We start from the raw sequence: 11,718 nt of genomic DNA, 5'->3' as shown, positions 1-11,718 counted from the left end.
AACTTCTTATCTTAGCCATCATCAAATAACCCAACCCCCTCTTTCTCTACTTATATGAATGCACTAATTAGCGGAATTCAACAAGTGGGTATTGGTGTTCCAAACGCCAATGACGCATTTACGTGGTATCGGAAAACACTTGGCCTGAATGTCCCCATCTTTAATGATGAAGCAGATGCAAAATTAATGACGTGTTATACCTCGGGTGAAGTTCGTCGCCGTCATGCCATCATGGCCTTAAACATGGCAGGCGGTGGAGGTGTCGAAATTTGGCAATACAAAAACCGCGTCCCAGTTGAACCGACGTTTGAGCCTGTGTTGGGTGATTTAGGAATTTTTTCCATTAAAATTAAATGCCTTGACGTGCCTACATTTTACGCTCAACTAGGCAGCAAAGAGCAAAAATCTACGCTAGGTTCTTCCCCCGAAAATCGTAAGCAATTTTGGTTGCGTGATTTCCGTAATAATATTCTTCAAATTGTTCCCAACGACTCGTGGTTTCGTCCCAATGGCCATTTGACAGGTGGGGTGTGTGGAGCGGTTATTGGCGTTAGCGACATGGACAAAGCCATTTCTTTTTACGCAGGAACGCTTCAGATTGACCAAATCGTCTATGACAAAACGGGTACTTTCGAGGATTTTGCGTTTTTGGGCGTCGAAAAGCAACGTTTTCGTCGGGTATTGTTGCGCAAAACCTTGGGCAAAGTAGGTGCTTTTGGTAAGTTGCTAGGTGGCATTGAAATCGAACTGGTACAAGCGTTGGATCGGACGCCGCGCAAAATTTTTGAAGACCGCGATTGGGGCGATGCTGGTTTTATCCATTTGTGCTTTGATGCCCTTGACATGGATGCCCTCAAGAACCAGTGCCAAGCCAATGGTTTTCCGTTTACGGTCGATAGCGCCGATTCGTTTGATATGGGCGAAGCCGCAGGACGTTTTTCGTACGTTGAAGACCCCGACGGAACACTTATTGAGTTTGTCGAAACGCACAAGGTACCAATCGTGAAGAAATTGGGGATTTATCTCAATTTGAAAAAAAGAAAGAAACAAACACATTTACCCGACTGGATGGTAGCGACCTTGGGTTGGGGCAAAGTAAAAGATTAATATTTGTCAAACGCCATCGCACAACGCGGTGGCGTTTTGTTTTAAGGGGTATGGCTAGGATATACTTCTTCCAAAAAAGTAATGACTGCGTTGGTAAAGGCATGGTTTGAGTCTCCCGCAACCATGTGCCCTGCGCCCGAAACGGTGGTGCTCCGAACGTGCGGAACGGCATCCAAAAACTCCGCCATGACTCGCTCGCTTACGACGTCGCTCATGCCACCACGAACGATAAGCGTGGGTGCTTTTAGCTGCTGGGCAGCCTGATAAAGGCGTTCTTCGTACGCAATTTGCTGGTCGGGCGTAGCATTTTTCCACACTTTGAGCATTTGCGGATCCCAATGCCAATAATACCGCCCTTCTCGAAAACGGAGATTTTTTTCTAACCGACTGGGGTCGTAATTTTTTGAGCGCTGTGGCAAGTAGGCCGATACGGCAGCGGCGGCTTCCTCCAAGCTGCCAAATCCACTTTCAAGGTGTGAGCTCATAAAGGCAAAAATGCGCTCAATTCCTTTTTGTTCGGCTTTGGGCGCAATATCCACCAAGACAATGGCCGAGGCGAGCGATTCGTCCGATTCGCCGTCTAACACCATGGCGGTAAGCCCACCCATAGAAGCGCCAACGAGGGCAGGTTTTGTACCAAGTTGGTGAATAATTGCTTTTAAATCAGCAACTAGGCCATCTACCAAATAGTTGCCCGTGGCCGACCAATCGCTTTCTCCGTGTCCACGCGCATCGTATGTGATGGCATACCAACCTTGGTTCGATAATTTTTGGGCGGTATCTCCCCACGAATGACGCGTTTGCCCGCCACCATGAAGTAAAATTAAGGGTGGATGAGTTGGGTTTCCCCAACCTTCTGCCGACAGAAAAAAATGAGGTTCTGTTTCAAACCGAAGCGGGTGAGATGGCATTAAATTGCGGGGACAAGTTCTAAATAGACGTCAAAATTAAGCCCATTATACACGGCTGTATGACGCAGACTCATCCGAGCTCTTTCTAGCTTATTAATGGGATAGTTTCCCTTAAATGTTTTGCCTAAGTCGATAAACAGCGTTTTGGAGTCATCTAACAAATCCCAAGCACCACCTTGCTGCACCGTAAGAGCGACGGGGTCGAGTGCACGAACCGTTTTGTCTTCTTTAAAATAAATATAGACTTCAAAAAAGCTTTTTACATCAGTCGGTAGTAAGTTTTTGTCAATGGTATTACCGTTGAGGTCAGTAATCTTAGTAACTTTCCAGGGGTTGGTTGTCAATACGCTCACCGTTGCATCGGGAGTTGTTGGGGTATCACCTACTTCTACTTTCTTGCAACTTGCAAGAAATAGTGACACAAAAACGAAACAAAGAACCGACCACTTTTTCATAGCTTCTAAATACGGGTTAAATTTGTACACAAAAATAGCGTTTTTCTTAGGATAAACCCCAGATATACGAATATTGGTTGACAGACGTCGCAGTTTTCACTTTAAACGATAATACGATTGAAAAACAGAGTTAGGAATCCGTTTCGAGCCATTGATTTACGTGCTCGAATTGTTTTTGTGCTGATAGGGTATGGAATAACGACAATGAGGGAGCTAAAGGCACAAGAATGTACTTCATCGTTTCAATGGACCCCTGTCAGTACCAATAACGTCATCGAATGGGAAAAATTTCCAGCTTTTTCGCTCCCGTTTACAATTATTTATGAAGGGCCACGGTTTGGCGACACAAAATCGCTCCCACTTAGTCGTGGATTTAGCCATTTAGCCACTTTTTCGGGAAACGAAAGTGCATCGTTACCTTTTGAAAAGCGAGCCCTGACTTGGTATCACGTAGCCACCGAAGCCAGTAGCCAACCTTGGGCTGATAGAGCTGTACGGAGTCCTTGGGGTAATGATCAAAACCTCTATAATTCGATTTGGGAAAACCAACTTCGGGGTCATGCCGATGCTTTTCAAGATTCGCAAGGAGGGAAACCTTTGGCATACAGTATAGTTGGACTGGACATCGAACGGATTTTTGATACTGACCGCGAAATAGCGGCGATAAAAACCCAACCAAGGATTCCCGAGGTTTACCGTTCCTTGACCGATGCGCAGTTTGTGGAACGATACAAACGAGATATGCAGCGACAATATGCCGCACCCGTTGATTTTTTGCGAAAAAAATCAGTGGAAACTACTAAAATTGGGAGCTACAGCGATGCTTTGATTCGGGGGAGCTTTACCAATTGGTTGGCCATGGACTTGACAACTTGGAAAGATTGGACAACCAACTCCAATTTGCTACTGCACGTGATGAAAGACTCGACGTCGGGGCAGCCTGGAGGGCCTTTTTACAACCAACTCAACCTGCTCACGCCTTCTTGTTATTACTATTACGACTACAATACCTCTCCTTTGGGCAAAGATTACTTGGCGTATTTGCTGTTTGTTATTGAGGCCAATCGGGCGTGGTCCGACAAACCCGTGATTCCTTACATCTGGATGCGCTACCACGATGCGTTTAACCCAACAGTGCCTTTTGTGCCTTCGTTTGTGGCAGAGGCAACCGCCATTTTTCCTTTCTTTTCGGGGGCGAAAGGGCTTTGGCTTTGGGATGCCCCCGTTGATTTGAGCCGCCAAGATAACTACGCCAGTTATGAATATTTTATTGGTGGTTTGTATCGTTTGTCGCAGTTTAAAGAATTTTTTGAGGGAACAAATCAATTGGTCATTCCCACGCCTGCCCTTGAATCATCGAAAACAAAATCGCCCATTTGGCGGGGCGTTGTTAAAGGGTCTAACATCCTGATTGCTGCCCAAAATCCCTATGTTTCGTCGGATACCCAAGAAACAATCATCAATGTAAGCTTTCAAAATTGGCAAAAAACAATTACCCTCAAAGGCCGCGAAGTGTTTTTGTGCTCGTTTGATTTGAATACAATTACGTCCGTAAAGGAAGAATATAGATTGAAAAGCCTACAAGTGACTCCGAACCCTACTCACGAAAAAATTTATTATCAAGTTGAAGGTATGACGAGTACAGCAGCCTCCATCTTTCTGACCGACCTCGTAGGAAAAGTACATTCAAAAGAAGAGGTTCTACTCAAAGAAGGGATAAACGAGCGTGAAATAAACGCTTCAAAACTACCAACGGGTACTTACCTACTTCAGGTAGAAGTGAACGGACGGCGGTTGTCCGAACGGGTGTTGATTAAGTGACATATTTTGGTCGGTTTACTATACGATTTTGACAGTTTACTATTCGGTTAGTTTTTTTTGTTGCTAAGTACATAATAGTTAGTTATACTTGCGTTATTTCTAAAATCTAAACCAAAATAGTGTACAGCCATGTATCGTAGTTTTATTCTAGTTGCCCTTAGCGCGGTGTTGTTGGGGGTCAATGTACTTCCATGGGAAGACAAGTGGTTAGACAAATTGGTCGCCAAATTTGAAAAGTACCAACAAACCTATCCTGCTGAAAAGGCGTATTTGCACCTCGACCGTCCCTACTACTCGACGGGGGAAACGATTTGGTTTAAAGCTTATTTGGTGTACGGAATCAGCCATGCGGCCGATTCGGTAAGCCGTGTTTTGTACGTTGACTTGGTGGATAAAGCGACTTCAAAAGTTGTATTGCTCAAAAAAGTAGCCCTCAACGGAGGAACTGGCCATGGTGAAATGGCCTTGGCCGATTCGCTGAAAGAGGGAGAGTACCAACTGCGTGCTTACACCCAATGGATGCGCAATTTTTCGGAGGATTTTTACTTCCATCGCGATCTGCGGGTGCTAAAATCTAACAAACCTGTTACGTCGCTACCACAGAATGCGGATGATATTGATGTGCAATTTATGCCCGAAGGTGGCGATTTGGTGGAAGGTCTGGAAGGAAGAGTCGCTTTCAAAGCGGTCAATGTGTTGGGTAAAGGCGTTGGAGTTACGGGAGCGGTGGTAAATCAGGCGAATGATACCTTGGCTGGGTTTTCGACGTCGCATCTAGGCATGGGATTTTTTAGCTTTATGCCAGAAGCAGGTCAAGAATACCGTATTGAAGTACGAAAACCTAACGGACAGTACGTGAAATACCCTATTCCCAAGGTTAAAAAAGAAGGATTTACGGTGACAGTCGATAATTTGTCTAACAAAGACAACGTAAGGGTGATTGTGCGCCACAACAAACCGTTGAATCCGTCGGCCGAAATGTCGATTTTTGTTCATACCCGCGGGGCAGTTGGTTATGCCGCCAAGGCTACTTTGGCCAAAAAAACGGTTTTATTTAACATCCCACGCGCTAATTTGAACGATGGTATTACGCACATCACACTTTTTGATGAAAAAAACCTTCCAACGGCGGAACGACTGGTTTATATCCAACGAAACCGAGAGATTGAGCTAGAAATAGCAAGCGATAAAAATGCGTATAAGCCACGGGAAAAAGTAGAACTTGAGATTACGGCAAAAGACGCCGAGGGAAAACCCGTGATGGGCAACTTTTCGTTGGCGGCTACCGATGCCAAACAAGTGCTAGAAAAAGAGCCTCATGCGTTGTCGATTCGTTCGTATATCCTGCTTACGTCGGATTTGAAAGGAAGCATTGAGCAGCCTGGTTATTATTTTGACAAAACAAACCCAAATGCGGCGGCACAGTTGGATATTTTGCTGATGACGCAAGGGTGGCGTCGTTTTAACTGGAGCGAAGTACTGAAAGATTCTTTAGCCCCTGCGCCATTTTATGTAGAACAAGGTATTTCGTTTTCGGGAAAAGTAGCGCGTATGAATAAAAAACAACCTGGAAAGGTGAAATTGACGTATATGCTTGTTCAAAAAGACAGTACGCGGTCGGTATTGATGGGCGAAACGGCCGAAACGGGTGAGTTTTTGGTCTATGACTTGGATGTGCGAGATACAACAACAGTTCTGGTACAGGCCATGACAGAGCGCGGAAATCGAAATCTTTCGATTATGCTCAATCCTTTTCAACCAGCAAAAGTGTCGGTTACTAAGATACCTTTCAATCCCATCGAATTTGACCCCAACGAATTGGCAGAATACCTCAAGCGTACTGAAGAGTACTTGCGAATTGAGCGCCAAATTCGGGCCAGCCGCGAGCAGTTGCTGAATGAAGTGGTGGTAAAAGCCAAACGGCCAGACCCCATCAAAGACGATTCGCGCCGAGCGATGTATGGAGAACCAAGCAATACCGTAAAATTTGACAACATGAATACGGCAGGAGCGATGTCGATTTTTGATGTTATTCAGGGGCGAGTACCTGGGGTGCAAGTGACGGGAAGTGGCATGAATCGCTCCATCCAAATCAGAGGAGCGGCCAACTTTAGCGGAGCGATTGAGCCCTTGTTTTTGCTGGATGGTATGGCAGTGAGCAAAGATGCGATTATCTCAATACCTCCAAGTGATGTGGAGGCGGTCGATATTTTGAAAGGAGCCAATGCGGCTATTTATGGTAGCCAAGGGGGAGGGGGCGTAGTTGCGATTTTAACAAAACGAGGAGGCTCTAACTATGACTGGACACAAGATAAAGCCGAAGGGGTGATTACGGAGAAAATACTGGGCTACAGCCCCGTGCGAGAATTTTATGCGCCAAAATATGACAAAGCCATGCCAGAACACGTTCAGCCTGATTTTAGAGCGACGATGTTTTGGTCTCCAATGATTCAGACTGACAAAGATGGAAAAGCCAAGGTTTCTTTTTTTGCCTCAGACGCCCAAACCGACGTAAAAATTCGGGTAGAAGGCATGAATTCTACAGGAGTATTGGGCGTGAAAGAAAGGACGTTTAAAGTTAATTAAGTAGCTAAAAAGCACAAAAGCCGCCCCGAAAGCTTATCGAGGGCGGCTTTTTTTGTGGACGGGTTGATGGCGTGAGCGTCGTCGCGCAGATATCCATAACATAAAGGCCAAACATTTATAGATACCCAGCTAAATTCGCACAAATGAGTGACCAATGGATAAGGAGAACAGCTCAAAGGTTAAAAAACAAAGGAACCTCAAAGCAAAAAAAATTAGGAGACCTGATTCTTTGAGAATTAGATGCACAAAAAGTAAAAAAGCGATTGTAGCACCTACTTACCATTTTTCAAGTCCTAGCAGCTTCTTGCCAAGGTCGTTCAATTCGGCTACGCCGTACTTCGTTTGTTCCCAGTTACGTGGGTCGCCTGGGAAGGCATAGCCTTCGGGCGAAATGCGATTTTTCCACGAATTGACGCGCCAGTCGCGCAGAGCATCGTTTTCTTCTTCGGCGGGCATCATAGAGATGTATTGGGCTATCCGAACTTTATTCCCTGATAAATTGGGGCGGATGCCGTGCGGTTGGGTACTGTTAAATATCAGTAAATCACCCGCTTCCATTTTTACTTTGACGATGTGCTCTTCTAAGCCTGTCACGTCAGGTTGGAAACGATTACGGTCGGCGGGTTGGGTCAATTTCCACGTATCGTAGGTGCGGTACAGCTCGGGAATGCACTGAAACCCACCCATGTTTTCGTCGGTTTGGTCGGCCAAAGCCAGTACACCTTGCACGTTTTGGGGCTTTGTTTCGGGGTCATAGTCCCAGTGAATAAAGCCTTTGTATTCAAAACCTGGGCGAATCGGGAAGTTTAAGTTGGCGCGGTCGATGGTCACCCACAGTTTCTCGGTGCCCCAAATATCCACAAACGCATCATAGACCCGTTGCATTTGGCGGTTGTTCCAAAGGTGTTGATTGTTATACACTTCCACCATCCCCGTACCTATCAACTCCTTCATCTTCATCGGGCGGAGTTCCGCATCGGCGCGGGGAGGGGCGTACCAAGTTTCGGGGTCGTTAGGGTCTTTTTCTTCAAACTCCCACAGAAATTCTGCCGTTTTGAGCGCTTGCTCGCGAGGGACGGCGTTTTTGATGACAATGTAGCCGTTATGAATCCAAAACTGCCAATCTTCTTCGCTCAACACCCGCAAAGGTTCTCCATTGGAATGGTCGTTGAGGGTCAAATGACTACTTGTAGCAGTGGATGGGTTACCAGGAATGTCTTCATGGTTGGTATTGGCCATTTTAACTGGCGCCATGGTTGGGGTCATTGTGTGTGCTTGTGTTTCCATGATATGTTCTATTTTGAGTAGAAATAATGATACAAAGGTAGCACAGTGAAGCCGCTAAAATCTTCGCCAATAATTGCATAAATTTGAATTATATTGATATAAATAGTATTTTTAGATAATTTTAAAGTTAAAAATAGACAAACTGCTTCGTATGAAGGTTGTTTTTGAGGCTTTCGTTCCCGATTCAAATAGCTCATTTCGTTTACTTCTCAACCCGCGCCTTAGCGACGTGTTTTATTGGCATTTTCATCCTGAACTGGAACTGGTCTATATTGAGGCAGAAAGTGGAATGCGACACGTTGGTGAACACATTTCGCGTTTTATTGGGAGCGATTTGGTATTGATTGGGTCAAACATCCCGCACCTTAACTTTGATTATGGCATCAAATCCGACTATGAAAAAGTCGTTTTACACATCAAAAGTGATTTTCTAGGGGCTGCTTTTGAGACCACGCCCGAATTGTCGAGCATTGCCCATCTTTTTCAAAAAGCGCAACATGGTTTGGCTTTTGGGGCTGATACCAAGCAAATGATTGGAGAACAAATGCGACACTTGGCGGGGTTGCCACCTTTTGAGCAGTTTTTGGAAATATTGAAAATACTGCAAAGGTTAGCCAATGCTTCGGATATTACTTTATTGCACGATCAACCCGTTGAAAATCAATATACTAAAAAAGACCAAGAACGCCTAAAACGACTTTATGGATTTATCGACGAGCATTTTCACCACAAAATTGAGATGGAAGAGGTGGCGAGTTTGTGCCACCTGAGTATCCCTGCTTTTTGTCGGTATTTTAAGAAAATGACCCGTTTGACGTTTACCGAATTTTTAAATCATTACCGCATCAATCAAGCCCAAAAACTGCTTTTGATGGACAAAAACGTAACGGAAACCTGCTTTGAATGTGGTTTTGATAGCTTGTCTTATTTTAACCGAACTTTTAAAAAAGTGACGGGCGAGAACCCCTTGTCGTTCAAGAAAAGGTATTTGAGCAAATAGGTTTAATGATGTCTATCATTTGTTCGTACACCTCTATTTTTTGAAAACCAACGATTGTGCAGGACGGATGCGGCTGATGATGAGGGTTGGAATGAGTAAAATCAACGTAATGACGCTCAGAATCCCGACATTCAGAAGCAGGTAGGATGGCCAATCAAAAACAATAGGAACGGTATTCATGAAATAATTGACAGGGTCGAGCGGGATGATATGGAACTTGCTTTGAAGCCAACAAAGCCCCAAACCGACAACATTCCCAATAATCAAGCCTTTCAAAGTCAATTGCAGCCCCACGTAAAAGAAAATGCGACGGATTTGGCTGTCGGGACTGCCGAGGGTTTTGAGGAGACCGACCATGGGCGTACGCTCCATCATCATTACCAACAACACAGAAGCGATGTTGAAACAAGTCACAAAAAACACCAAAGCGAGCAAGACCATGGTATTTTGGTCGAGCAATTGTAACCATTCAAACAGTGGACGGTATTTGTCGGTAACCCGTTCGAGGCGCATGTAGCTGGGAAGTTGGGCGTAAAGTTCTTTGGCCGTAGGCTCAAGTTGGGCAAAATCTTTGACAAAATATTCGTACGAACCTACCGAGTCAGGCCCCCAGCCATTGAGGCGCTGAACCAGCCCGATGTCGCCTAAAACCAGTTGATTATCAAACTCTTCGAGGTTGGTTTCATACACGCCGACAATCTTCAGTTTGCGAACGCGGGGTGGATTTTGTACAAAGTACATCAAGACTTCATCATTGAGCTTTAAATTGAGTTTTTGAGAAATGATGCGACTGACGATAATTTCGTTGGCATAGACGGTGTCAGAATACTGAATCACCCGACCTTCTACCAAATTTTCAGCGAGTAATTTCCAATCATAATCGCGTCCCACACCCTTGATAACCGCACCTTGAAGTTCGTCGGGCGTTTTTAGGATGCCAGCTTTGTGCGCCACTGCTTGCCGATGTCGAATCCCCTTGATTTGTTGCCATTGGTCGTAAGGCTTGGTATGAAGGGGGAGGGGCGCACTTTCAAAAGATTGATTGAGCGAAAGTTTGTTGACTTGAAGGTGCGAGCCAAAGAGGAAGACTTTTTGGTAAATAGTATCTTTAAAGCCAAATAAGACTGATAATGCAACAATTCCGACTGCTACACCTAAGGCAATGGTAATGATTCCGACGCGAGACACCGTCGCAGAAAAAGTGGTTTGTTGAGGCTCTCTAATACGACGAGCTACGAAAAAGGGGAAATTCACAAGTGGTGTTTGTTTGAATGTTTGATAGTTTGTAAGTTTGAAAAGTTCCTACAATACTAACGTTTTCTGATTAAACCTTAACTACCCATGAGTTTAACGTTTTTGTGTATTACGTGTTATTTTAAAGGCGGTGATTTTTTGCGGGCCTGTAAAGAGGCTGGCAACACGGTATATTTACTGACCGCCAGACGAACCGAAGGGAAAGAATGGCCTTACGAGTCGATTGATGAGTTTTTTTATTTAGAAGATGATTCCAATACACTGTCGAATTTTGACAATATCATCAAGGGGATGGCGTACATCATGCGCACGCGAAAAATAGACCGTGTGGTAGCTTTGGACGATTTTGATGTGGAAAAAGCGGCCATTTTGCGCGAACATTTCCGAATCCCAGGCATGGGACAAACCACCGCACGTTTTTTTAGGGACAAATTGGCGATGCGCGTACAAGCCCGTGATGCAGGAATTAAAGTGCCCGCTTTTACGGGCTTATTCAACGACGTGGAGATTACGGAATATTTGAGGGCTACCCAAGCGCCGTGGGTAATCAAACCTCGTGCCGAAGCCTCTGCGGCAGGTATTAAAAAAGTGCATAGTTTTGACGAAGCTTGGAACACCATTCATAGCCTTGGGGAAGAACGGCACATGTTTCTGATTGAGCAATTTAAGCCAGGTGATGTCTATCACGTAGATGCACTGACGTTGGATAAAAAAGTAATATTTGAACGAAGTAGTCAATACCTCAATACGCCGTTTGAAGTGGCACACGGGGGCGGTATTTTTCGTTCGGTGACGGTTGAGTTTGGTACCAAAGATGCCAAAGCACTCAAGAAAGTAAACGAACAAGTGCTGAAAGCTTTCCAAATGAACTACAGCGCTTCTCACACGGAGGTCATTAAATGTTACGAAGATGGGGAGTTTTATTTTCTCGAAACGGCCTCGCGGGTGGGTGGAGCGCATTTGGCCGAAATGGTCGATTATTCGTCGGGAATTAATTTGTGGAAAGAATGGGCGTTTATAGAACATGCCAAAGCAATCAATGCAGACTATGAACTGCCCGAAGTTCAGAATTTATACTCAGGCATCATTATCTCGTTGGCACGTCAGCAATGGCCCGACATGTCGCCGTTTAATGATCCCGAAATTGTATGGCAAATGAAAGAAGAATACCATGTCGGGCTGATTGTACAATCAACCAATCGGAACCGGGTCATGGAATTGATGGATAAATATGCCGAGATGATACGCCACGATTATCACGCCTCGGCACCCGCCCAAGATAAACCAACGCATTAAT

Annotated in this window: 9 protein-coding genes; 5 read left to right on the top strand and 4 right to left on the bottom strand. The window is 45.0% G+C overall.

Translation table 11 applies throughout. From position 1 onward, the window contains the following. Nucleotides 1-54: 54 nt before the first annotated feature. Entirely contained in the window at nt 55-1,107 is a 1,053-nt protein-coding gene (locus AC23P2_RS21580; RefSeq protein WP_487775123.1) for a VOC family protein, read from the top strand. A gap of 41 nt (nt 1,108-1,148) precedes the next feature. On the opposite strand, the gene AC23P2_RS21575 is transcribed toward AC23P2_RS21580, so the two are convergent. Together AC23P2_RS21575 and AC23P2_RS21570 are read right to left on the bottom strand one after the other, a co-directional pair. Further along, the gene (locus tag AC23P2_RS21575) at nt 1,149-2,018 is read right to left on the bottom strand and encodes an alpha/beta fold hydrolase (RefSeq protein WP_472487451.1); all 870 of its coding nucleotides are present in this window, start codon (nt 2,016-2,018) and stop codon (nt 1,149-1,151) included. Next, nucleotides 2,018-2,473 (bottom strand): hypothetical protein, encoded by a 456-nt coding sequence (locus AC23P2_RS21570; RefSeq protein ID WP_472487452.1) that lies wholly within the window; start codon nt 2,471-2,473, stop codon nt 2,018-2,020. Before AC23P2_RS21570 ends, AC23P2_RS21575 begins: the two co-directional genes overlap by 1 nt. Before the next feature lie 117 nt (nt 2,474-2,590). Here AC23P2_RS21570 and AC23P2_RS21565 point away from each other — a divergent pair, with 117 nt between their 5' ends. Beyond that, on the top strand, nt 2,591-4,294 hold the full coding sequence (locus AC23P2_RS21565; protein WP_487775122.1) for a T9SS type A sorting domain-containing protein: 1,704 nt from the start codon (nt 2,591-2,593) through the stop codon (nt 4,292-4,294). 129 nt (nt 4,295-4,423) lie between these two features. After that, nucleotides 4,424-6,880, top strand: coding sequence for a TonB-dependent receptor plug domain-containing protein (locus AC23P2_RS21560; RefSeq protein ID WP_487775121.1), 2,457 nt, complete (start codon nt 4,424-4,426; stop codon nt 6,878-6,880). Nucleotides 6,881-7,156: 276 nt separating this feature from the next. On the opposite strand, the gene AC23P2_RS21555 is transcribed toward AC23P2_RS21560, so the two are convergent. Continuing rightward, nucleotides 7,157-8,167 (bottom strand): phytanoyl-CoA dioxygenase family protein, encoded by a 1,011-nt coding sequence (locus tag AC23P2_RS21555; protein WP_487775120.1) that lies wholly within the window; start codon nt 8,165-8,167, stop codon nt 7,157-7,159. 151 nt (nt 8,168-8,318) lie between these two features. On the opposite strand from AC23P2_RS21555, the gene AC23P2_RS21550 reads away from it, so the two are divergent. Next, nucleotides 8,319-9,167, top strand: coding sequence for a helix-turn-helix domain-containing protein (locus tag AC23P2_RS21550; RefSeq protein ID WP_472487458.1), 849 nt, complete (start codon nt 8,319-8,321; stop codon nt 9,165-9,167). Nucleotides 9,168-9,200: 33 nt separating this feature from the next. Here the strand turns inward: AC23P2_RS21550 and AC23P2_RS21545 are convergent, their stop codons facing one another. Next, a complete protein-coding gene (locus AC23P2_RS21545; RefSeq protein ID WP_487775119.1) occupies nt 9,201-10,421 on the bottom strand; it encodes an ABC transporter permease in 1,221 nt (406 codons plus the stop codon). An 87-nt stretch (nt 10,422-10,508) separates the two neighbouring features. Here AC23P2_RS21545 and AC23P2_RS21540 point away from each other — a divergent pair, with 87 nt between their 5' ends. Then, nucleotides 10,509-11,717 (top strand): ATP-grasp domain-containing protein, encoded by a 1,209-nt coding sequence (locus AC23P2_RS21540; RefSeq protein WP_472487460.1) that lies wholly within the window; start codon nt 10,509-10,511, stop codon nt 11,715-11,717. Nucleotide 11,718: the final 1 nt, after the last annotated feature.

It is taken from the genome of Runella sp. R0.1_18, assembly GCF_057652155.1.
This window is presented reverse-complemented; position numbering and strand designations above follow the sequence as displayed.